The organism is Bacteroides stercoris ATCC 43183 (assembly GCF_025147325.1).
In the GTDB taxonomy this organism is placed as follows: Bacteria; Bacteroidota; Bacteroidia; order Bacteroidales; family Bacteroidaceae; genus Bacteroides; species Bacteroides stercoris.
On the sequence record NZ_CP102262.1, the window covers coordinates 3185188 to 3208307 of the forward strand.

Annotated in this window: 24 protein-coding genes and 1 pseudogene; 8 read left to right on the forward strand and 17 right to left on the reverse strand. The window is 46.2% G+C overall.

From position 1 onward, the window contains the following. Nucleotides 1-8: 8 nt before the first annotated feature. The 4 genes from NQ565_RS13250 to NQ565_RS13265 all read right to left on the reverse strand — a co-directional run bounded on the left by NQ565_RS13250 (nucleotide 9) and on the right by NQ565_RS13265 (nucleotide 2898). On the reverse strand, nucleotides 9-350 hold the full coding sequence (locus NQ565_RS13250; protein ID WP_005651587.1) for an ISAon1 family transposase N-terminal region protein: 342 nt from the start codon (nucleotides 348-350) through the stop codon (nucleotides 9-11). A 157-nt stretch (nucleotides 351-507) separates the two neighbouring features. Then, nucleotides 508-1512 (reverse strand): ISAon1 family transposase, encoded by a 1005-nt coding sequence (locus tag NQ565_RS13255; protein ID WP_040315496.1) that lies wholly within the window; start codon nucleotides 1510-1512, stop codon nucleotides 508-510. Between the two features lie 10 nt (nucleotides 1513-1522). Further along, the gene (locus NQ565_RS13260; RefSeq protein ID WP_005652161.1) at nucleotides 1523-1873 is read right to left on the reverse strand and encodes an ISAon1 family transposase N-terminal region protein; all 351 of its coding nucleotides are present in this window, start codon (nucleotides 1871-1873) and stop codon (nucleotides 1523-1525) included. Between the two features lie 62 nt (nucleotides 1874-1935). Further along, nucleotides 1936-2898, reverse strand: a complete 963-nt coding sequence (locus tag NQ565_RS13265; protein WP_005654234.1) for an ISAon1 family transposase — start codon at nucleotides 2896-2898, stop codon at nucleotides 1936-1938. On the opposite strand from NQ565_RS13265, the gene NQ565_RS13270 reads away from it, so the two are divergent. From NQ565_RS13270 to NQ565_RS13295, 6 genes are all read left to right on the forward strand, one after another. Continuing rightward, nucleotides 2838-3338, forward strand: coding sequence for an ISL3 family transposase (locus NQ565_RS13270; protein WP_458693199.1), 501 nt, complete (start codon nucleotides 2838-2840; stop codon nucleotides 3336-3338). The genes NQ565_RS13265 and NQ565_RS13270 overlap by 61 nt on opposite strands. Before the next feature lie 637 nt (nucleotides 3339-3975). Beyond that, entirely contained in the window at nucleotides 3976-4320 is a 345-nt protein-coding gene (locus NQ565_RS13275) for a helix-turn-helix domain-containing protein (RefSeq protein WP_005651596.1), read from the forward strand. Further along, nucleotides 4304-6349, forward strand: coding sequence for a bifunctional DNA primase/helicase (locus NQ565_RS13280; RefSeq protein WP_005651598.1), 2046 nt, complete (start codon nucleotides 4304-4306; stop codon nucleotides 6347-6349). The genes NQ565_RS13275 and NQ565_RS13280 overlap by 17 nt, the downstream gene beginning before the upstream one ends. A gap of 12 nt (nucleotides 6350-6361) precedes the next feature. Then, nucleotides 6362-6715 carry a helix-turn-helix domain-containing protein gene (locus NQ565_RS13285; protein WP_005643639.1) on the forward strand — a complete coding sequence of 118 codons (354 nt, stop codon included), beginning with the start codon at nucleotides 6362-6364 and terminating at the stop codon, nucleotides 6713-6715. A 331-nt stretch (nucleotides 6716-7046) separates the two neighbouring features. After that, a complete protein-coding gene (locus NQ565_RS13290; protein ID WP_040315371.1) occupies nucleotides 7047-8603 on the forward strand; it encodes an Eco57I restriction-modification methylase domain-containing protein in 1557 nt (518 codons plus the stop codon). A 1-nt stretch (nucleotide 8604) separates the two neighbouring features. After that, on the forward strand, nucleotides 8605-9543 hold the full coding sequence (locus tag NQ565_RS13295; protein WP_005651602.1) for a BsuBI/PstI family type II restriction endonuclease: 939 nt from the start codon (nucleotides 8605-8607) through the stop codon (nucleotides 9541-9543). Between the two features lie 174 nt (nucleotides 9544-9717). On the opposite strand, the gene NQ565_RS13300 is transcribed toward NQ565_RS13295, so the two are convergent. Next, nucleotides 9718-9858 carry a hypothetical protein gene (locus NQ565_RS13300; RefSeq protein WP_005651604.1) on the reverse strand — a complete coding sequence of 47 codons (141 nt, stop codon included), beginning with the start codon at nucleotides 9856-9858 and terminating at the stop codon, nucleotides 9718-9720. Between the two features lie 221 nt (nucleotides 9859-10079). Between NQ565_RS13300 and NQ565_RS13305 the strand changes: the two genes are divergently transcribed. Continuing rightward, entirely contained in the window at nucleotides 10080-11405 is a 1326-nt protein-coding gene (locus NQ565_RS13305) for an ATP-binding protein (RefSeq protein ID WP_005651606.1), read from the forward strand. A 1735-nt stretch (nucleotides 11406-13140) separates the two neighbouring features. Here NQ565_RS13305 and traM read toward each other — a convergent pair. From traM to NQ565_RS13365, 12 genes and pseudogenes are all read right to left on the reverse strand, one after another. Continuing rightward, nucleotides 13141-14304 (reverse strand): annotated as a pseudogene (gene traM, locus NQ565_RS13310) (conjugative transposon protein TraM); the annotation flags it as partial. Then, entirely contained in the window at nucleotides 14252-14578 is a 327-nt protein-coding gene (locus tag NQ565_RS13315; protein ID WP_005651610.1) for a TraL conjugative transposon family protein, read from the reverse strand. The gene NQ565_RS13315 and the pseudogene traM, both read right to left, overlap by 53 nt. Nucleotides 14579-14596: 18 nt before the next feature. Beyond that, nucleotides 14597-15220, reverse strand: a complete 624-nt coding sequence (traK, locus tag NQ565_RS13320) for a conjugative transposon protein TraK (RefSeq protein WP_005651612.1) — start codon at nucleotides 15218-15220, stop codon at nucleotides 14597-14599. A gap of 24 nt (nucleotides 15221-15244) precedes the next feature. After that, entirely contained in the window at nucleotides 15245-16252 is a 1008-nt protein-coding gene (traJ, locus tag NQ565_RS13325; RefSeq protein WP_005651614.1) for a conjugative transposon protein TraJ, read from the reverse strand. Nucleotide 16253: 1 nt separating this feature from the next. Beyond that, nucleotides 16254-16883: a DUF4141 domain-containing protein gene (locus NQ565_RS13330; protein ID WP_005651616.1), complete on the reverse strand. Its 630-nt coding sequence runs from the start codon at nucleotides 16881-16883 to the stop codon at nucleotides 16254-16256. Between the two features lie 79 nt (nucleotides 16884-16962). Continuing rightward, nucleotides 16963-17235 carry a DUF3876 domain-containing protein gene (locus tag NQ565_RS13335; protein ID WP_016661987.1) on the reverse strand — a complete coding sequence of 91 codons (273 nt, stop codon included), beginning with the start codon at nucleotides 17233-17235 and terminating at the stop codon, nucleotides 16963-16965. A 6-nt stretch (nucleotides 17236-17241) separates the two neighbouring features. Next, nucleotides 17242-19752, reverse strand: coding sequence for a TraG family conjugative transposon ATPase (locus NQ565_RS13340; RefSeq protein WP_005651620.1), 2511 nt, complete (start codon nucleotides 19750-19752; stop codon nucleotides 17242-17244). Beyond that, the gene (locus tag NQ565_RS13345) at nucleotides 19737-20072 is read right to left on the reverse strand and encodes a DUF4133 domain-containing protein (protein WP_040315421.1); all 336 of its coding nucleotides are present in this window, start codon (nucleotides 20070-20072) and stop codon (nucleotides 19737-19739) included. Before NQ565_RS13345 ends, NQ565_RS13340 begins: the two co-directional genes overlap by 16 nt. Nucleotides 20073-20103: 31 nt before the next feature. After that, a complete protein-coding gene (locus tag NQ565_RS13350; RefSeq protein ID WP_005651623.1) occupies nucleotides 20104-20403 on the reverse strand; it encodes a DUF4134 domain-containing protein in 300 nt (99 codons plus the stop codon). Nucleotides 20404-20551: 148 nt separating this feature from the next. Beyond that, nucleotides 20552-21274, reverse strand: a complete 723-nt coding sequence (locus NQ565_RS13355; RefSeq protein ID WP_005651625.1) for a hypothetical protein — start codon at nucleotides 21272-21274, stop codon at nucleotides 20552-20554. 12 nt (nucleotides 21275-21286) lie between these two features. Further along, on the reverse strand, nucleotides 21287-21649 hold the full coding sequence (locus NQ565_RS13360) for a DUF3408 domain-containing protein (protein WP_005651627.1): 363 nt from the start codon (nucleotides 21647-21649) through the stop codon (nucleotides 21287-21289). Nucleotides 21650-21652: 3 nt separating this feature from the next. Beyond that, a complete protein-coding gene (locus NQ565_RS13365) occupies nucleotides 21653-22411 on the reverse strand; it encodes a ParA family protein (RefSeq protein WP_005651629.1) in 759 nt (252 codons plus the stop codon). 285 nt (nucleotides 22412-22696) lie between these two features. Here NQ565_RS13365 and NQ565_RS13370 point away from each other — a divergent pair, with 285 nt between their 5' ends. Continuing rightward, complete coding sequence (locus tag NQ565_RS13370) at nucleotides 22697-22891, forward strand: hypothetical protein (protein ID WP_175456015.1); 195 nt, start codon at nucleotides 22697-22699, stop codon at nucleotides 22889-22891. Nucleotides 22892-23120 lie beyond the last annotated feature (229 nt).

Consider the following 23120-nt stretch of genomic DNA (forward strand, 5'->3'; position numbering starts at 1 on the left):
GATAGTTATCAATACAGTTCTTTTAAAAAAGACGCAAAATCCTGCGTCATACGAGTACCTTCAGCCACCATACGCCAGTTACGGGAGATATACTCATTATGCTTCTTTAAGAGCCAGCGACGACGACGAATATTAAGGAAGACCTTCTTGCCACGAAGAGGAAAATCCTGAACAATAACAGGAGCATAAAAGCCTTTACTCTCAGTATCCTGAGCTGTATACTTCTCAGGAACGATATTTTTCTCCTCAAGGTAGATCACAACTTCATTTACGCTTTCCTTCACATCAACAAGATCAAAGTAATCTAAAGTGCCTTCAGGAAGAAGAAGGCGATAACCGTTTAATTCCATAAGCTATGAATTTGGAGACAAAGATAACAATTTATAAATTTACCCCTCAGGTTTTTACATTGACCCATTAATCGTGGGTCAACGTAAAAACCTGAGGGATTCATAGCTTATGCATAAATTTTGGGTCAGCGGATTTCCCCGGTTGGCAAGCTTTCTTTTAAGCGTATAGCCTAGCCAGTCTGAACATGAAGAATTTCAGATCAGCCACCCCTCTTAACTGGCTTCGAAAAGCTTTGATTTTAGCATTGAACGACTCCGCTGAAGCATTTGTCAATCGTTCTTCAAAATAATTTATGATGGTCGTACTATGGTTTGAAAACGTATCAAGTACCTTGTTGAACTCCATATAGTCAAACTTTTCCACTTCATTGTACCATCTTGCGAGATTTAGCCTTGCTTCATCGAGACCTGACTTCTTGTTGAAGATGTCTGTCAGTTTCATGCTAAGGCTGTATCCTTCCAGAAGCTTGGGGAATTTATCAAAGAGAATGGCAGCCCTGGTCTTTTGCTGTTCATTCCATTTGCTCCAGTGTTTCAGTATAATGTGCTTGCTTCTGCTTACTATCTGTGACAGGGTTTCTCCGTTCTCCATTCTTTCAGGTTCCCATTTCCCTATTCTTTCCCTTTCCGCCTTACTCTTTGTTTCTTTCTTCTTTTGGCGATGCTCCCTGATAGCCTGATTTTCCGCATCAAGTACTTTCCACCGATAGCGTATTCTTAACTGGTCAACAGCTTCAGACATGAGCTGCTGTACATGAAAACGGTCATTGATCAGCTTTGCGGCAGGAAACACCTTTCTGACTGTCAGCATCATGGCTGAAGATAAATCTGTAGTGACAGTCTTGACAGACAGCCGTTTCCGGTGCGGAAGCCTGCGCAAGATTCCGCTTACCGCATCTGTGGCCACTCCACGAACTATTGCAACTAAAGCACCCTTACGACCTTTAGCTGCTTTATTGGTCAGAATCGTATAAACATCTCCATTGCTCAGGCAAGTTTCATCCAAAGAAAGCTTTTCTCCAATATTTTCAGGATAAAGGAGATAGTCATGCGCATGTTCGAGCTGATCCCAGTTCCGGTAATCACTGATTTTCTCCTTGTATTGTTTACGAAGAGTCTGCCCTTTTACGCCATAACGTTCCGCAAGCACACTGATGCTCACAGGAGTAGATTCAATCTCCTTCTTTTAAAAAAGAGACGAACTCAGAATTGAGCCGTGTACCGTCAAATTCGGATAAATCCCAGTCATAACTGAAGATTTCATTGGAAGATTTGTCAAGCCATTTACGTTTACGAACATGGAGATAAGTGGCGCGACCACGAATAGGATAGTCTTGGATTGTACGATACTCACCAAAACCATAGGATATGATATCCGGATTGATCTTATCTTCTTTTAGTTGAACTTTTTTTTCATCAAGATAAATATCAAAACGGTCAGCACTCTTGTCGAAATTGACAATATCAAAGTTGTCTATAAGCACATCCGGAAGGATGGCACGAAGGAGTTGTGCGGGTTTCATAAAACAAAGGTAAGCAAAGATAGCTAATTTTAAAACTTACCAACCAGATATTTCCGCTGAGCCTAAATTTTCGCCAGTCTGAACAGGAAGAAAGCTCTGTCCTTTACTCCTCTGAATTGTGTGCGGAACTCCTTTATTTTTGCATTGAACGATTCGGAAGCAGCGTTTGTTGAACGTCTGTCAAAGAAGTTGATTATTTCCCGGTAATGCATCTGTACGGAACGTGCCACTCTTCCGAAAGCAAGAAACCCTGATTTTTCCACCTCGTCATACCAGCGGGCAAGATGCGTCAATGCCGCATCCTTGTACCTGCATTGGTGGTATATCAGTCCGAGCCTCATGGAGAGGTAGTATGCTTTCTTAATATCGGGATACTCCCGGAACAGGATGCCGGCGCGTACGCGCTGTGATTCCGTCCACAAGGATTCCTTCTTATATAACAGGTAAATGCTTCTCGAAAGAAGCTGTTTGCGTGAATCACCGTTTTCAAAGACCGGCGCATGATATATCTTCCCGCAGGCTTTGGCATGGGCGATCTGAACAGATTCTTCGTCCAAAGCCTCCCAACGTGCTTTAACGCGCATATCCTGAACCGCCTCATAAGCGAGTTTCTGCACATGGAAACGGTCTGTGACGCGGCGTGCGGCGGGAAAACAGAGGCGGGCGATCTGCTCCATGTTCGGAGCCATATCCATGGTTATCTCCCTGACCTGAAAGCGTCTGCGGCGGGAAAGACGGAGCAGTACGGAGGTCACGGTCTTTACATCTGTTCCTTTCACAACGGCGATAAGACTGCCCGAACGGCCTTTTCTCTCCTTGTTTATCAACACGGTATATAATTCTCCGCGGGAAAGGCAGACTTCATCCAGTCCCACATAAACACCGATGTTCTTCTCGAAAAGAAGCCATTCTTCGGCATGAGGAAGCTGCTCCCAACAGAGATAACCGCTCAGGTGATTCCGGTATTGCCGCTCGAGCAGTTCCCCGTCGACCCCGAACAGCGTTCCCAACAGCCTGCAGCCCACCGGTCTTTGAAAACGGTGATTCACGCAAACAGCTTCTTTCGAGAAGCATTTACCTGTTATATAAGAAGGAATCCTTGTGGACGGAATCACAGCGCGTACGCGCCGGCATCCTGTTCCGGGAGTATCCCGATATTAAGAAAGCATACTACCTCTCCATGAGGCTCGGACTGATATACCACCAATGCAGGTACAAGGATGCGGCATTGACGCATCTTGCCCGCTGGTATGACGAGGTGGAAAAATCAGGGTTTCTTGCTTTCGGAAGAGTGGCACGTTCCGTACAGATGCATTACCGGGAAATAATCAACTTCTTTGACAGACGTTCAACAAACGCTGCTTCCGAATCGTTCAATGCAAAAATAAAGGAGTTCCGCACACAATTCAGAGGAGTAAAGGACAGAGCTTTCTTCCTGTTCAGACTGGCGAAAATTTATGCATAAGCTATGAATCCCTCAGGTTTTTACGTTGACCCGTTTTATGCAAAGATAGGATTTTTACAAATATTACCCCTCAGGTTTTTACATTGACCCGTTTTTACGTTAGTTCGTTTACATCAAAGCCGTCAAATCGCAGTATATACAAAAGAAAAAAGCAGCTATCTTTTTAGATAGCTGCTTGATTTTCAAGTGATCCGCTTGGGGTTTTCACCGTAGCGGTCTATGTCTTTGATTTATAAGCTCTTGTAAACCTTAAAAAATTGTACCGTAACGAATTAGTAACGATTTATAGGAACGCTTGTTGTCAGTGAGAGGCATTCGTTTGTCAGCCGTTCTCTGATGCCGCAAAGATAGAGCATTACTTTTTATTTTCCAAACATTTGATTATTAAATCTTTAAAAAAGATCCCCAGTGCAAGGGGCGAACCTATATATATGGATAGGTTTGCCCCTTGCACCGGGCGGATGTTGCATCAGTCCTACAGCCTTGCCGTCCGCCTCGATACCGCCGTTTATGTGAAGCGGTTCCCCCTCCTTTTTCGCTGAACCGAAAAAAATCATGGTGTAGTACACGTATAGTATCCCATGCGCTGCCTTTTATTGTTATTCTTTTGCAGTAAACATTAAAAATTAAGTTTGTTATGGAAGTTATTACATTTGAAAGTGAAGCGTATAAAGAGCTTGTAGGGAAGATTGAAAAAATCGCCGGGTATGTAGCCGAAGCGCAGCTGCCTTCGGAAGAAAAAAAGGAGGCTTGGCTGGACAGCAACCAACTGGCGGAAGCGTTGGGGATCAGTACACGTACATTGCAACGCCTGAGGGATGAAAACCTGATCAGTTACTCCATGCTGCGTGGACGGTGTATGTACAAGCTGTCGGAGGTCGAACGCTGTCTGGAAGAGCGTACCATTCGGTGCAAGCCTCAAACATTGGAGGATTTTCGCAAGAACTACCTAACGAGAACCGGCAATGATAAGAAAGGATGATATACTGAAAATGACGGAAAAGGGCATTTCCGTATTCCGCTATTACCTGCCGGTGGACTTCAAGGTGGGAAAGAACTTCCTGAACCCTTTTTATAAGGATACGAAGGCTTCGTGCAATATTTATTACGAACGCAAGGCCGGTGTATTTAAAATGAAGGATTTCGGGAACGAGGATTATTCGGGGGACTGCTTTGAGCTGGTGGGCAGGCTGAACGGCCTTAGCTGCAAGGAGCCTAAAGAGTTTGTCGAGATCATGGAAATGATAAACCGCGATCTGCATTTGGGGCTGTCCGCACATGAGGAATATCATATGAGCCATAGCAAAGTCCCCCAAAAGAGTGAAATGGTATCGGAAGAACCGAAAGCGAAAAGCGTCCGGCCTTATACTGTCGTGCAAAAGCCCTTTACGGCTGCGGAACTTGCCTTTTGGGGTAAATCGGGAATCGGGGAAAATGTTCTGAAAGCGTACCGGACGGTATCGCTGAAGAAGTTCAGCAGCGAGAACCAGGAAAGGAAGCCTTTTTCCTGCATGACAAGCGTCGATGAACCGATGTTCGGATATATGGGGAAACAGCATATCAAGGTTTACCGTCCGTGTTCACAAATGCGGTTCCTGTATGCCGGTGATTTTGGCGACAACTACTGTTTCGGGCTGGAGCAGCTGCCGGCAAAGGGTGATCTGCTCTTTATCACAGGCGGGGAAAAGGATGTGATGAGCCTGGCGGCACACGGCTTCCATGCGATCTGTTTCAATTCGGAAACGGCTTTTATCCCTGCGGCTGTCATACACCGGCTTTCGTTCCGGTTCAAACATATCATCCTCCTCTATGATGTGGACAGTACCGGGCTGAAAAGCTCGGCGAAGCGTGAAGAGGAGCTGAAGGAATATGGGGTTAAACGATTGTTGCTCCCGCTTGCCGGTACAAAGACGGAAAAGGATGTATCGGACTACTTCATGCTGGGGAACAGCCATGAGGATTTGATAAAGCTTTTTCTGGACTATCTGGAAACCTTATACAGCGAAACCATGTCGGCATTGAAATCCTGCGAGGTGGATTTCAACAACCCGCCTCCCATTGCACAGATGATCGTATCGGTAAATGACGTGCCTCTCGGAACTCAAGGCAACCTGCTTTGTATCACCGGCGGAGAAGGCACGGGAAAAAGTAACTATGTGGCGGCACTGATTGCCGGTGCTATCCGTCCCACCGGAACGGATGTGGATGCGCTGGGCGTTACGCTCCACGAAAACGGCAGGAACAAGGCGGTACTGTTCTATGACACGGAACAGAGCGAAGTACAGCTGTATAAGAATATCAGCAACCTGTTGCGGCGATGCGGACGTGAGGCGATGCCGGAATGGTTCAAGGCGTATTGTCTTACGGGAATGAGCCGGAAAGAACGCCTGCTTTCCATTATCCAGAGCTTGGACAAGTACCATTATCAATACGGCGGTGTTCATCTGGTGGTGATAGACGGGATTGCGGATTTGATAAAATGCGCCAACGATGAAGCGGAGAGCATAGCCGTCGTGGAAGAACTGTACCGGCTGGCCGGTATCTACAAGACGTGTATCGTAACGGTACTGCATTTTATCCCCAACGGGCTGAAGCTGAGGGGACACTTGGGAAGCGAGTTGCAGCGGAAGGCTGCGGCGATCCTTTCCATAGAGAAGGACAGCGATCCGGCCATATCGGTGGTGAAGGCTCTGAAAGTAAGGGATGGAAGTCCGCTGGATGTGCCTATCATGCAGTTTTCGTGGGATAAGGAAAAGGCCATGCACGTCTATCTGGGCGAAAAGCCGAAAGAGGAAAAGGATAAGCGCAAAGAGGATGAGCTTGTAGCGGTGGCCAAAGAGGTATTCAGCCGGAGGCGCTTTGTTACTTATGTGGAACTTGCGGAAGAAATCCAGTCGATACTGGAAGTGAAGGAGCGCACGGCGAAAAGCTACATCAGGTTCATGCGTGAGAAAGAAATCATTCTGAAATCATCCGATAACCAGAGCTATTATGTTATCGGGAACTTTTAAGGAGGAAAGCGTATGTTAGTAGATAAAACGGAATTTGAAGCATGGATGGAACGTATCATGGGTGAGCTGTACCGCATCTCACGGAAGCTGGACAAGGCGGAAACGAGGGAAAAGCACCTGAACTACCTGAACGGAGAGCGTCTGTACGACAATCAGGAAGTATGCCTGTTGTTGCGCATCAGCAAACGCACGCTGCAACGATACCGGAATAACGGGGTGTTGAAGTTCTATTCGATATATCACAAGACATATTACAAGGAGTCGGACTTGCACGAGTTCATCCGCAACAACTTTGACGAGAACGAGATAAAACGGCAGGCACGTGAGGACAAACTGTCCGAGAGCTATCCGCTGCCGAAAGAATAAGTCCATGTTTTTGCTTTGTACCGGTGAAACTACTGCCGTGAGGCAGGAAATCCCAAACTGCGTATTGGTGTTTGTCATGGCAATGACTTCATACAGTTGTGAAACAGGATGAAGTTTCTTTTCTTGTTCGAATGGTGATACTCCAAAGGACAGCGGTCCGGAGGGGTATCATTTTTTATGTGTGCATCTAAAAATGTTCCAGTTTTGTGGCGTAAAAACCGGAATATGAAAAGTTAATTCCCTCAATACTCAAGTATCTATCATGATTCTGCAAAAAAAGAAAAATACATTCATAAGAAGAATCCAAAGGTTTTTTCCTAATTTTGCAATTATGAATATAAGTTGGTCTGAAATAAAGCCTTATGAGAACGAGCTGCCTACTAACTACGCAGATAGAATAGGCAGGTTATATACTGATACTGTTACTTCTGCTTTCAAGAAAAGTAACGGTCAGTTTTTCACACCGGTATCTATCGCCTATTTTATGGGTAAACAAATAAGTGTGAATAAGGATTCTGTCTCCGTATTAGATCCGGGATGTGGAACTGCCATATTATCATGTGCCATGATTGAGAATCTGGTTTTGCAATCAAAAGTAAAACAGATAGAGTTGGTTACATACGAAACCGATGAAAATCTTATACCGGGATTACAAAAAGTTCTGGAATATATAACAATATGGGGGATGCGCCATAATGTCCGGATTGATTGCCGTTCATATTGTGAGGACTTTATTTTATCCAATTATTCAGTATTATATTCTGATACGATTTATGGCAGGGCTGAGAGTTTGCAGAAATATGATTTGATCATATCCAATCCTCCCTATTTCAAACTTTCCAAAGAGGATAAACGGGTGAAAGCGGCTCAATGCATTATAGACGGACAGCCTAATATATACTCTATATTTATGGCCATATCAGCTTTATTGCTTGCGGAACAAGGTCAGATGATTTATATAACCCCAAGAAGTTTCACTTCGGGAAGATATTTCCGTTTGTTCCGTAATTTCCTGTTTAAGCATATACAGATAGATTTTGTCCACCTTTTCAATACCCGGAAAGATACGTTTTCCAAAGATAATGTGCTTCAGGAAACAATTATAATGAAATGTTCCCCTAAAAAGGGGGCAGATTATAATGTCGTTTTATCATACAGTGAGGGGCTTTCCGACTTGGCCACCCCTGCAATCAAAGAAGTACAGCGGAAAGAAATCATTGACCTTACCTCAAAAGAATTGATATTGCATTTGCCGGTCAGCCTTGAAGACGAGAAAATTATCAGGCTGTTCAAATCATGGGATGGCAACCTGAACAAATATCATATCCAGATTTCCACCGGCCCGGTTGTAGCTTTTCGTTCAAAGGAACAATTATGTGAAACCTCCGGAGAAGGAACAGCAGCACTATATTGGTTGCATAACGTAGTAAAGATGTTGGCTGATCATCCTGTCGTAAAGGAAGGAAAACCTCAATTCATCCATATAAATGAAATGTCTGTATCCACCTTGTTACCTAACAAGAATTATGTTCTGTTGCGACGTTTCAGCTCCAAAGACGATAATAGCCGGTTAATTGCCGCACCTTATTTTGGAAACATGACTTCCTGCGCACATGTAGGAATCGAAAACAAACTGAACTATATCTATCGTCCCAAAGGACACTTGAACCGTATGGAGGTAATGGGGATAGCCGCCTTATTGAATAGTGACTTGTTCGATAATTATTTCAGAACATTCAATGGAAATGTAAATGTCAGTGCTACGGAATTGAGGGAGATGCCCATGCCTCCCCTTGAAGTCATTGAAAGTATCGGAAAAGACCTGATTGCCATGAATGATTATTCTATGGTGAACGTAAATAAGATTGTAAACAAATATTTTATGTAATATGAGCAAAATAAGTGATGCACAAGATATATTGTCAGTGTTGGGTTTGCCTCCGGCGCAGCAGAATGAAATATCCGCTTTGACTTTACTTGCATTATGCGGATTAAAGGAAGAAGACAACTGGGCGGATGCCACCCGCAAGAGCTTAAAAATAAGCAAGGATATTATGGCATTTGTCAATGAGAACTATAAAAAAGAGCAGCCGTATGCCCCAAATACACGGGAAACTTTCAGACGGCAGGTGCTTCATCAGTTCTTGCAGGCACGTATCGTAGATTATAACCCGGATAATCCGGCTTTACCGGTGAACAGTCCAAACGCCCATTACAAACTGACAGAAGAAGCCTATGAAACAATAAAATCATACAATACCCAAGAATGGGAAATAAAAGCCCAAAACTTTAATGATGCGGTAGGGCGATTGATTGAAGAGTATGAGAAAAGCCGTGAGATGGAAATGATACCGGTTACTATTGAAGGTAAGGAATTTAAACTGTCTCCGGGCAAGCATAATGAAGTACAAGCGGCGGTCATTAATGAGTTTGCACCTCGTTTTGCGGCAGGCGCAAAAGTCCTTTATATCGGTGATACTGCCAATAAAGACCTTTATTGTAACAAGGAGCTTTTAAAAGAAATTGGCATTCCGATCACAGAACACAGCAAACTGCCGGATATTGTCATTTATGACGGTAATAAAGAGTGGCTATTCCTAATCGAAGTGGTTACTTCGCATGGGCCGGTATCTCCCAAACGTGTAATCGAGCTGGAAGATTTCACGAAAGAATGCAAAGCGGGGAAAGTATATGTTACTGCTTTTCCTGATAGATCAGAGTTCAAGAAACATGTGGCTGATATTGCATGGGAAACCGAAGTTTGGATAGCGGAGAATCCAGACCATATGATTCATTTTAATGGAGATAGATTTATAGGGCCAAGATAGTAAGTCTGCTCTGAGAATAGTGGAATTTCACATTTGATTCATGATTTCTGAAATTTTACTGCTGTAAAGTTTACAATAGTAAAATTTCGGTTATATGTATAGTATAAACCCCACCCCGCCGGCTTCCCAAGAAACAGCGGAGTGGGGTTGTTTTTATGGCTTCGGTTACAGGAGCTATAACTTCAGCTTGGGTTTGGGCTTTTCGGGGCGGTCAGGATCGGGATCGTCCTTGTTGCCGGACTTGGGAACGCCTCCGATGACGAGCTTGCCGCCAAGTGCTCCCATTGCCTCTTTGATGCTGATGCTTTTGGGCATTTTACTTATTTTGAGTGGCGTCAAGAAACTGATTTAGTATAATACGGTATCGTAAATGAGTTGAAATGTTAAGTATTTACTCTTTTTTGGTTTTCAGTGCTTTAATCATATTATATTCTCAAAATTATTAGTAACTTTGCTATTGCTTACAAAATTTACCGCCGTAAATTTTACAGTGGTAAACTTTGCAGTAGTGAAATCGAACATAAAATGATAAGGATATGAAATTCTACAATAGAGAAAAAGAGTTAGCATCATTGGAAAAGGTTCGCCAAGTATCCTTTTCCGTGCATTCCCAAATGACTGTCCTTACCGGTCGGCGACGTATCGGCAAGACCAGTCTTATATTCAAGAGTTGCGAGGATACTCCTACGGTGTACTTGTTTGTCAGCCGAAGCAATGAAACAGATCTCTGTCTACGATTTACTTCCGAGATCCGGCAGGCACTTGATATTTATGTACCGGAACTTACCAACTTTGCAGAAATGTTCCGCTTCTTAATGGATTTGGGAACACGGATGGAATATAATCTGGTTATAGACGAATTTCAGGAGTTCTATTACATAAATCAAGAGATTTACAGTTTGATGCAGGATACTTGGGATCGACTGAGGAAACAGAGCCATGTCAATCTTATCGTGAGCGGTTCGGTCTATACCCTTATGAATAAAATCTTCAGGGATTCAAAAGAACCGCTGTATGGCCGTGCTGACAATATCATGAAGTTAGCTCCTTTTACTACTTCCGTATTGAAAGAAATCATATCGGATCATAAGGCCGACTATACTAAAGATGACTTGTTGGCACTCTATACCTTTACCGGTGGTGTCCCAAAGTATATCGAGCAGTTTATGGACAATGGATGTACAAGCATGGAAAGCATGGTCGATTTCATGTTGCAACCCGATTCATCCTTTCTGACTGAAGGACAGGCTTTGCTGATACAGGAGTTCGGAAAAAAATACGGTAATTACTTTTCTATCTTATCAGCAATCTCCAATGGTAAGAACACCCTGCCGGAAATGGAAGCGGTTATGGGTGGAATGAGTCTGGGCGGACAATTGAAGAGATTGGAAGAAGACTATAATCTGGTAAAGAAGAAACGGCCCATGCTCTCCAAAGAGGGTTCCCAGACAGTCCGTTATGAAGTTTCGGATATGTTTTTACGTTTCTGGTTCCGGTATTTTATCAAGTATCAAAATTATATAGAGATACAGAATTTTGAACGCCTGGCAGATATTATAAAAAAGGATTATCCGACATTCTCCGGTTTGGCTCTGGAAATGTATTTCCGCCAACAGATGATGGAAAGCAAGGAATTTGCAGATATAGGCTCTTGGTGGCAAGGCAAGAATAATAAAGATCAGGATGAAATAGATATTGTCGGACTATATGCGGAAGAGAAAAAAGCTCTGGTAGCAGAGGTGAAAAGACAATCCAAAAATTTCAAGCCGGATTTGTTTGCACTCAAAGTAGAGGAATTACGGAAGAAAGCCTTGTTTAAGTATGAGATAGAGAGCAGGCTTTTTTCAATGGAAGATATGTAAAATTGATGTTGGGTGTAATTTTTAGTTAAATTAAGTGTAGTGATAAACAAATTATAATAGAGTTTATATAGAACAAGAAATAAGACTGCTGAAAATCAAACTATAAAGCCTTATTCGATTATTGTCTAATATTTATAAATGTAAAAAGAATATGAACAAAGAAGCAAAAATAATAATTGATGATATTTGTGCGCATAGTGTTACATTTCCATCTATTCCTACAACATTGATATCTAGAAAATCTTATTTTGATCTCTTTGAAGAGCAATTTGAAACATATAAAGTTTTATGTTTGCCAGGTGCAGAGGGAGTTGGACTAACTACAGCACTAGCAGAATTTGCAAAAATGCATGGGCAATATTGTATTTCATACTTTATTGATGGTTTTTCCAGACTAACAATGGAGCCACGCATTATAGAACATAGTTTAAATATGCAGTTTGCTCATTTTAATAAATGTCCTTTGTCTACAAATGAAGATAAAGAAATTGATTTGTCTCCCAATGTTATCCGGGCTAAGAGAAGAATTAAATCATCTAAAAATTACCTATATTTTATTTTTGATGGTTTTGATAAAATACCTTCGACACTTAAAGATAATATAAGAGCTATATTAACTCTATTGTTGGATATTGATAATGCTAGATTTCTTTTTTCGGGTAATGCAACAGATATAAATAATTTATTACCAGATTCTATACAGGCAAAAGAGACAAATAGCCTTCTAAAATTTCATAAAGTAGAAGTAAAGGAATTTTTACAGTTAATTAAGCCTGATATTATTGATGAGCAAATAGAAGTACTCTATTCTATTAGCGATGGAAATGCCGAGAAATTAGGTATTATTGTAGATAAATTGAAAAGGAATATTAGTGTTTCACAAATAGAAGAGATTTATACATATAACACTTCGGATTTATATGCTTTAGATTGGGAAAAATATGAATATACAGAACGTGATAGCATTCATATTTTATTAGCATTAATAGCTTTTTCAGAGATGAAACTATCGCTGTCAATGCTGCAAGAAATGTTAAAAATAGACAATAAAAGACTAAAGTATTTACTGGATATTTGTAAAGATAAATTAGAAATTAAAGATGATTATGTTTTATTCAGAGAGTATAGTTTTCAAAAATATGCGAGGAAACATCTTGCAGATTTAAAACGCAAAATAGAACTCATACAGCTTGAAACTTTTGAGAATAGTACTAACTCTGCTGATTTTTTTTCATATATGCCATCATTATATAAGCAGGTAGGGAAAAATAAATCTATGATTTCTTATTTAACCTCTGATAATGTTCAACAATTTTTAATAGATAGAAAGTCGCAAGCTGCATTTAATGAACAATGTGAATATGGTTTTGAGGCATGTAGAGACCTTAATGAGGTTATGGCTGCTCATTTTAGATTTGCTGTTAACAGAAGTGCATCTCGTGAAATAGAAAAAAATGAATTATATGATTCCGAAATAGAGGCTCTTTTATCTGTTGGAGAAGATGATGCAGCATATGCTCTAACACAAAAAGTATATCTCAAAGAAGAAAGATTGAAGTGCTTATTACTAATTGCGAGAAAAGGGAATAGACTTCCTATTACTTTATATGATGAATTGATTGCAAATATTAAGTCATTAGCCGAATCCATAGATTTTGATCACATACCACAAAAAGCTATAGAAATAGCAAAACTAATGTTACCCGTTGATTTTGTTATGGCTCTTTCAATTATAGATTGCCGAACCCATGTTGGCCGCCATCTCCTTGACGGCGGTAAGCTCCTGCGATCCCCTGACCTCAATGCCCTTCATGCCCCTCGTGTCATAAGCGTCCAGTTCCACCGGCAGGATTGTTCCCTGAAAGGCAATCGAAGAAACGGTGATTTCCATGCGCTCACCGCTGATTTTCGCCGTGCCGGTCAGTATCGTGTTGGCGGGTATGTACAACTCCCCGGCCTGCACCGGCTCCAGCAGGCGCAGACCTACTTCCTGACCGTCGCTTCCCGAAACCGTTACCGTCCTGTACACGCAGGCACGGATACCGTTCCTTTCCGTACGGCTCCGGACTGTCCCCACCGTGTGGAAACCCATGTTTCTGGGTTTGCCGTACTGTCTGGCAAACTCTTCATCGGACAGGGGTGCGGCCAACAGGCTGACCACCCGTTCCGTTACCTGCGTAACCGGGCAGACCGGCGTTTTACCCGTAGAGGAGGACACGGCGACCTGTTTGGTTTCACCGCCGCCCGGCATGTACCTTGCCGCCATCTCGTAGGACTTCTCCATCAGCCGCAGTTGCTCCTCGCTGTTTTCTCTGGCCTTGCGCTCTTCCTCCGCCTGACGCTCCAGCTCCTGAATGCGCCATTCCAGTTCCAGTGTTTTCTGATCGTCTTCCGCAGGCCGTGTTTCATAAAAACTGCCCAACTGCCGGTTGATGTCCTGATAGGCATTGGCCGAGGAACGGATAGACGGACTGCCGTTGTCCGTGTCCTCTTCCGTCAGGAATACTTCGTCCGCTGCCGGCTCTTCCTGTTCCAGTGATACCGCCAGATTCTGAAGCGTGTTCATTTTCTCCTTTTGTTTCTTTTCAAAGGCACTTTGTTCGTAGGCGGTCTTTTTATCCGACAGCAGCCCCTTGTCCTCCGGCATCGGAACATCCACGTTGAATCCCTCCCTTAATGGCTCGTCGCTGTCCGAAGGAGCGAATATCAGCCACATCGCTCCCAGAAACACGAGAAAGAACAACGGATACACGAGCATCTTCTTCCGCTTGAGCATCTCTTCCGGAGTCAGAGGTCTGGCCTCTTTCTTCCCCTGTTTCGGCGTTTGTCCTTTCTCTTCCGCCTTTTCAGGCGTTGCAGCGTTCGCCGGTTGCCGTTCCTGATTTTTTAGGTTCTCCATAATCCACCTGGTTTTTAATGTTTATACTATCCTTGTTTATCCCCCTGTACAGCTCCATCCGCCTGATATGATCCATTTGCAACTGCTCCCCCTCATGCCTGCCGATGCGGTATATCGAAGATACCGTCATGTATATCGACAGACAGCCGAAGCCGGTGAGCATGACCACCACGCAGACGAGCCGTACATCGGGCGACATCCGTCCGCACAGATAGCGGAGTCCGTCGTCTATCCTGTCAGGCACGTACCTGATCCATTTTTTCAATCGGTTCATTTCCTGTCTTTTTTTAAGTTATCGTTCAATGGTTCTCAAATCCCGGTTCTCCACGATATTGAACTGCTCCATCGTGAAGCCGTGCGGGTTATTGTCCGACCTGACCGAGTTCAACAGCCGGCAACGGGTTACAAGGCTCCGTTCCGTGATGTTGCTTGACCTGACCAGCGACTGCCGTGCGTAGGTCGTTACCACATACGGGTAGCTGTTGAAGTCGCACGCCACGCTGTCCACCCGGATGCTCTGGTTGATATTGGCCGAGATTATACGGTTGTAATACCCCTTTTCCTCCCAGTCCTTGTAGTAGCGGAACGCACTCTCGTCGCACAGGAACAACGCCCTGCGGATATTCGACTCGATAGCCGCCTTGTCGGGCGACAAGGTGAAAAACAGCTCGTGAAAACGCCGGATATGTTCTTTCGCCTCCACCGGCCTGTTCTGCGAAAGGTCTTGGGAAAGAGCAAGTATCAGGGACTTCCCATTGTCCAGCACATAGATTTTCTCCCTCTGCCGTTCGGCGAACCGGTAGGAACTCCAGAGAGCATAGCCGGTAACCAGAGCACAGAGCGAAACGAACACGATACCCATCGTGCGGATTTGCCGGAAGCTCGTTTCTATATTCTTCAAACTCTTAAATTCCATATGTTTCTAAGATTTTATATTGGGTTATCTGCCTCTTAACTTGCCGGCTACATGGCCGACGGCTGCACCGGAAACAGCGGCAGCCGCACGTCCGCCCTTCAATGACCACGAGTTGACCTGCTTGCCGTAGTTGCCGGCTCCCGATGCCTGAATCACCCATGTGGATACTGTCGGAATGGTGAAATACCCAACAATGGCTATCAGCATGAAGATGATGTAAGCGGAATTGTTCACGTCGGGCACATAGGCGGGATCGCTCAGTGCGGCGATGTCCTTTTCGATCATCAGTACCTGAATCCTTGCCAGCACGGAGCTGAACAGGTCGGATATGGGCAGCCACAGATAGATGCTGATATACTGGCAAATCCATTGGATCATCGTATTGTGGAAGCCGTCGTACACCGATATGGCGAACGACAGGGGCCCCAGAATGCTCAATACGATCAGGAAGAAGGTTCTCAGCGTGTCCAGTACCAGCGAAACCGACTGGAACAACAGTTCCAGAAAGCTGCGGAGAAAATTGTTCACGCCCTGCCTGGCCTGGTATTTGAAGCGTTCCGCCGCCATGCCCGCCATCGCTTTCAAGTCCGAAGGCGACCATCCCAGATCCTCGATCTGGCGTTCATATTCCTCGTTGTCGACCAGGTACGCCGTTTCCGGATTCCTTGTCATCGCCTCGTATTCCAGCTTCTGCCGCTTCTCGGAATACTCCCGTATGTTCAGCGTCTGGCCTTCCATTATATCGTGGCAGCCGGTAACCACAGGACTCATGATGCCGTTGAGAGTTCCCAGAACGAATGTGGGGAAGAACATGATGCACGCACCCAGACAAAAAGGTCTGAAGAGCGGGTAAATGTCAATCGGCTCGGCTCTCGAAAGAGCCTGCCACACCCGTGAGGCCACATAGAACAGTGCACCCAGTGCGGCCACTCCGGTAGCCACACCCGTGATGTCCGAACAGAGCGGCATCATCTCGTCATAAAGGTTGCGCAACACTTCGTGAAGGTTGCTGAAAGTTTCCTCGCCCGTCATGTCACCAGTATTTTTGATTGTCCGTTCCGTACAAGTCCAGCACCCTTCGGGTATCGTTCTTCTTTTTTGCACGCAGGTAAGAGATGCCGATGTTCCGGTTCGTGTAATACCTGACCAGATTGCGTTGGTTTCTTACGTCACGGTACACACGGTCGATCACGTCCATGCGCTCCTTATCCGTCATGGAAAGGCTGGTGGAGGTTACGACCGTCTTCATCTCGTTCAGCATACCGCTGCTCTCTTCCAGCATCTTCGCATATCCGGAAGCGATTGCCGAAAGCTCGTCCGGCGTATAGTTCTCGTCCGTCAGCATTTTCTGGAAAGAGTTTACATAGATGTCCGATATTTCACCGACCAGAAGAACGGTCTGCTGTACCTTGCGGGCATCCTTAACCAGATTGTTGACCGCTTTCAATGCGTCGTAATAACGCTTCCCCTGTTCGTAGATCTTGACTGTTTCCTGAAAATTCTTCACCATATTTTCTGCCGTCGTCGTGGTCTGCACCACATTGCGGGTTGTATTCACGATGCTTTGTGCAAAGTTCGAGGGATCGAACGTCACCCATTGTGCCTTTACTGCCATAATCGGGCAAAGAAGCCCGGCCAGGCAGACAGCCATAATTCGTTTCATGTCTTTTAAAATTTTAATGTTGAATAAATCGGATAGTTGTTACTGTCATTTACGGGAGAACCGGAGTTCTCCATTTTCCCTATGAGTCATCCGCACGTACATAGATCCCTTCGGTAGCCAGCACCAGCCGGTCTTCCTCCCGGTCATAAGCGAGCTGCACCCTCCCCAGCAGGTCTGCCCAGATGATGCCGCCGCTTTGGTGGATCGTGCCTACCACCACCGCATCAAGGTGGTAGGTCAGGGCAATCTTGTATGCTCCACCGTCACGGAATACGGTAACGGGCGGCGACTTGCGGTTGCTTTTCCACTCCCCGCATATCCAGTAGAGCGGAAACAAGGTTTCATACTCCATAGGCATTTACGGTATTTCATTGCTTTGATTCCGTTTCTTTTCCGCAAGCCTTCGGATAGCCAGTTCGATATTGCCGTCCAGCTGTTTCGCCAGTTGTTCCACTTCCACCTTCTCGCTCTCTTCGGTCGTGTAGCACAGATATTCTTCGGGCGATACCTCCGTGGCGTACACCGTTGACTGTACGCCCCCCAATCCGAACCAGACCTCCTTGTATTTGCGTTTCGGGTCATTGGACATGTTCACCGACAGGATCTGCGCCTTTTCCTTGTCCGTCAGTCCCAGCAGGGACTGTATCTGCGAGAACTTGTTAAGGTACTTCCTCTGGTCAAGCAGAATCTTGCAGTCGCTGTTGTTCACTATGGACTCCTTTACGATAGGCGAGGAAATGATGTCATCGACTTCCTGCGTCACCACAACAGCCTCTCCGTAAAATTTGCGGACAGTCTTGAACAGATAGCGGATGTAGTCCGCCATCCCTTCCTTGGCGATAGCCTTCCACGCTTCCTCTATGATGATCATCTTGCGCACCCCTTTCAGACGGCGCATCTTGTTGATAAACAACTCCATGATGATGATAGTCGTTACCGGGAAAAGAATGGGGTGGTCTTTGATCTGATCGATTTCGAATACGATAAACCGTTTGCCGAGCAGGTCGAGCTGCTTGTCGGAGTTAAGCAGGAAATCATATTCTCCGCCACGGTAATAAGGTTCCAGCACGTTCAGGAAACCCGCAAGGTCGAAATCCTTTTCCCGGACTCCCTTCTCTTCCAGTATCTTCCGGTAGTCCGTTTTCACGAACTCGTAGAAGGTGTTGAACGAGGGAACGATGCTTTCATCCTCCTTGATGCGCCTGATATACAGGGCCACCGCATTGGACAGCGCCACTTCTTCCGAACGTGTCGCCGGTTCGTTGTCCTTTTTCCAGAGTGTGAGGATCAGTGTCTTGATACTCTCTCGTTTCTCAATGTCGAAAACCTTATCATCCGTGAAAAAAGGGTTGAACGCTATCGGGTTTTCGTCCGTATAAGTGAAATAGATGCCGTCCTTGCCGCCGGTTTTCTGGTGTATCAGCGAGCAAAGTCCCTGATAGCTGTTCCCCGTGTCGATCAATACCACGTGTGTGCCCTGTTCATAATACTGCCTCGCCAAATGATTCATGAAGAATGACTTGCCGCTACCGGAGCCGCCCAATACGAATTTATTTCGGTTCGTGGTTACGCCACGTTTCATCGGCAGGTCGGAGATGTCCACATGCAGCGGTTTTCCGCTGATACGGTCTGACATCTTCAGTCCGAAAGGTGAAACGGAGCTGCGGTAGTTCGTTTCTTCCACCCAGAAGCAGAGGGCCTGTTCGATGAACGTATAGAAGCTCTCCTCTGCCGGGAAGTCAGCGCCGTTTCCCGGCATTGCCGCCCAGTACAGCGTGGCGGCGTCCACCGTATTATGGCGTGGCTTACACTCCATCATGGCGATCTGACTGCCCACGTCATTGCGCATGTTCTTCACCTCCATCGGGTTGTCCGTCCATGCGATGACGTTGCAGTGGGCACGTACCGAGGTAAGCCCGAAAGAGTGTGCGTCATTCAGGTACAGGTCAATCCACTCCTTGTTGATCTGGTTGCTCCGTGAGTACTTCGAGAGCGACTGCATGTTGCGTGCGCTCTTTTCAAAACGTTGCAGGTTCTCGCCGCTGTCATCCAGAAAGATATACTGGTTGTACAGGTGGTTGCACGAGAGCAGCAGGCCTACCGGACTGGCGAATGACAGCTTGCAGTCGCTTTTGTCCGTTGACAGCCTTTCATACCGGCAGTCCGTACCCACCTTGTTGGGCAACGCATCCAGTTCCGATAGCGTATGTACCGATACGTGCTTGTCGCCGACACGCAGGCCGTCATCTCCGAGTTCGATGTCTTCCAGCGCAGTGGTATTTTCCATTGACAGACAGAAATATTTCTCCACCAGTCCGGCCTTATCCTCCGTGCCCGTAATCTCATCACCGACGAGCCGTCTTAGGTGTACCAGCCCTGTATCGTTCACGATACGGGCGAATTGTCCCACCGTATCCAGAAAATGGGCGGTGGTATCCTTGTCCACCTCCTTGGGGATGATGAATCCCCTGCACAGCGAAGAGAAGCTGCTCTGCATCCTCATGCGTTCTTTCGTCGTCTTGGTCAGGTACAGATAGCATTTGTGGTTCAGGAAAGGACGTTCGTTGAAGTGCATCTCGTAGCTCCGGGAAAGGAAACTTAGATTTTCCTTGTCCGTCTGGCTGCGGTAATCCTCCCGGATAAACCAGTCCTGTTTATGTACCACCGTATAATTGGGCAATACCTTGATTGCCTTTGCCCATGCCGCATGGATAGCCTCGTATTCAGCTGCCGTTACCGTGAAGAGTTCGGGCAGCTCCACCTCAAAGACGGCGGTGATGTCCGCATCTTTGGAGATGATACAGTCCGCTTCGACGGCGAGAAGCGGGAACTTGCTTTCCAATGTGGCGGCCTTTAGTGTGTTCCGCATACATTCTTCTTTTTAATCGTGAATAATTTTCGGGGACTGATCCGGTTGATCAGGTAGCGGGGGTGCTGTTTTCTGGCCAGCAGCTTCATCAGTCCGTGTTCTCCGAACTTGCCGTTCAGGTGGAATGTCAGCCAGACCAGTGCGGATGCGGAGGTTAAACCGAAAGCGATGCAGAGCCATTGGCCGACACCGGCCATATAGAGAATGACAAACAGCACGAACAGAGCCAGCAGCCCGCCGGCGAAAATAAAAAGGTATTGCGCCTTGAGTCCCTTGAACTCCGCACTCTCGCCGATCCCCTTGTTCAGTTCATAGTCCATATACATTATTATATATAGGCGAATCTGTCCTTTAGAGGAAGAACGAACGCAGGATAGTGGCGGCGACAATCAGAAAGATGCACGCACCGAACCAGGAGGATGCCACCTTGCTTACGTCCGGATCGCCGGAACTGAACTTATTGTACACTTTAATCCCGCCGACCAAGCCGATCACGGCTCCGATTGCGTAGCACAGCTTCGTTCCCGGATCAAAGTAGCTTGTTACCATTTTCGTCGCCTCTGCGATACCGGCCGAGCCGTTTCCCTGCGCATGGAGCGAGCCTGTGGCGATTAGCATGACCGCCACTAATACAAGTTGTTTCGTGTTCATAAAATAAATGGATTTGAATGAGGGACACGACGGAGGGAAGAGTCCGCCGTATCCGGTTGTTAATTAAATTTGTCTGGATTTCTACTGGTAAGAATGAACCGTCAGCTATCCGTAATCTCTTTTTTTCATGTACGTTTTACTTTATTCGTTAGACAATATCGCTTATGGAGAAAGTGTCCGGTATGGTTTCTGCCGCCGGTTCGCTGTCCGGCTGTTTACGCTTGCGGTATGCCGCAAGGTGCAGTTCTATCAGCGAGCCGATCCGTTCCTCACGTTCCGCATCGCCGGAGGTTAGCTGTTCGAACATCGGGGTGTTGCGAAGTTCCGCCAGCGTCTTTCCGGCCTGAATCCTTTCCTCCTCACTGGCTGCTTCACCGCTGACCGACACACGCACCGCCAGTCCCATGTCCTCGAAGCGGATGCCCGTGGCTTGCGGCGTGCATCCCGGCAGGCGTCTGTCCTGCTCGTCATCATCTATCGGAGGATTGTCATCCGCCGGTTCTTTCCGGAACTCCAGCGGAACATCCATATCTTCCATCAGTTCCAGTTCTTCCGGCAGCGGACTCCCTTCTGCAAACAGCTTGTCCAGTTCCTCGGCGGAAACTGTTTTCGGGTACTTTTCTTTCTCCGGTGCAAAAGTATCTGCTTCACTTACAGATTTTTCGTTTTCAATTTTTTCGGGTGTTTGTGGCGTGGAGTGGCTAAGGGAAAATGTGCTTTTGCCTAAAATCTCGCTCACGTCCACCGCCATCCGGGTAAGGATCTGCCCGGCTTTTTCCGCTTTCTTCCTCCGGCTGTTCCGCTCGTGGAAGAGGTAGGCGGCTATCCACAGCAGATAGCCGCCGGTAAGTAAGAATAAGATTGCTGACATGATTTCCGGGGTTTAAAACAGTTCGGTACTTCGTTTTCTGTATTCCTTCGTAATCTCGTCCTGATAGGTGGAAAAGTGCTGTTCCAGCACATTGTCCACATAGCTGAAAATGGACATCTCGTTGTTCCCGATTGTCTGGACAATCTTCTGAATCCGTTCATGGAACTCCTTACGAAGGTAGATTGTCTTGCCAAGCCGTGCGCAGACCGGTGACTCGTGGATGAACAGACGGACATATCCGTTCTCTTCACCGGACTGTCCATTATTTCCGACTGCTTGTGCCTGCCCGTCCGTCTGCCGGCTTTCCTTGAACGAGGCGACTATGGAGTCCTCGTCAATGTCCGTCAGGTTTATTTTTTTCCGTTCGTTTCCCATAGCCTACTTTTTGATAATGGACAACAGTTCTTCCGTAATCTCTTTCAGGTTGCTGCCTTTGACCAGCGTACCGTCCGCAGGAAACAGCGTGGAACGGAACAATGCCCTATGTTCCCCCGTCAGCTCACGGCGGAACCGTTTGCTGTCCGGCAGGAAGGTATTCAGCACTTTCAGTCCCAGCTCGCCGATCACCTGTTCGTACACCTTGTACAGTTCCGATTTCTCCCGGCCGTCCACCATGTTCCACAGAAGGTACAGACCTTTGATATTCGTCTTGCCCGTAGCGATCAGCGTGTCATTCAGCCGGCTCGCAAAGCGGAGTGTACTTTCCATTACCACCCTGTCGGCGGCAATGGGGGAAAAGACATAGTCCATATTCGCCAGCGTGTTCAACACGCCCGTACTGTTTACCGTGCCCGGCAGGTCGAAGAACACGATGTCCGTTTCCGGCATCTTTTCCAGCAGTTCGTCCGCCTTTGCGACAGCATCCTCAGCCGTACTCTCCGCTATCGGATAGGCTTTCTTCCTTATCCGTTGCAGTTGCCTGTACGCCATCAGTTTGTAATGCTCGTCCTCCATGACCGTTTTCAGGTCACGTTTTCTCATCTCGGCAATGCTGTGTTGCGGGTAGTCGCAATCCACCACCGCTACATTCATCCCTTTCACATAGTGCAGGTAACTTGCCACCAGCACGGTCAGCGTTGTTTTTCCCGCTCCGCCTTTTTGCGTGGAAAAGGCGATAAAGAGTGTTTCTTTTTCCATGATGCAGTTTGTTTACAAATGATACTTTTGAATCAACGCCGCAAATAAAGAAGGAAAAAGAAGGGGAATTCATGGTTTGGGAACGGAGGGGTTCGAGTGGCCGGCTCCTGACGTGGAATGGCTGACTGAACAGCCGACCGACCGAAGTATTGTCCGTCTGATTGGCCAATAGGATACTTGTCCGACCATACATGATATTATTGGATTGTATTGCCTGTCGGATAATCAGCCAAGGAAACAACCGACCGATGAACAGGTTGCCCGAACAAAAGGTTATCCGCTTGGTTGGCTGGTCAGCCGGACGACCGCACCAACGTTGCAACGGCTGACCGTCTGATTGGTTATCTGACCGGTTGGGCATTCAGTCCGCCATTACGCATCCCATTCAGGCACATTCTCAGCCGTTGGTTCAGCCATCATCGGCCGCCCGTTTTTCCTCCTGTTCCACCTGTGTGTACAAGTGGCTTCTATTTGGCATAATGTGGCTAATATTGGCGATATACAACTGATTATATCACTTCCTAACTTTGCGGCATCCAACCGGAAGTGGGCTGTTTGCCTTCGTCGGTCGTCAATCCCCGCTTTCCCCCGAAAGCGCTCTTTCCTCTTCGGAGAGGAAAGATTTATGTTCGCCCGAACATAGCAAGCTGTGTTTTTTGCAGCACCACTCCGTTTTGCAGCAAAAAACGCTTGCCCTTGCAGGGGGCTG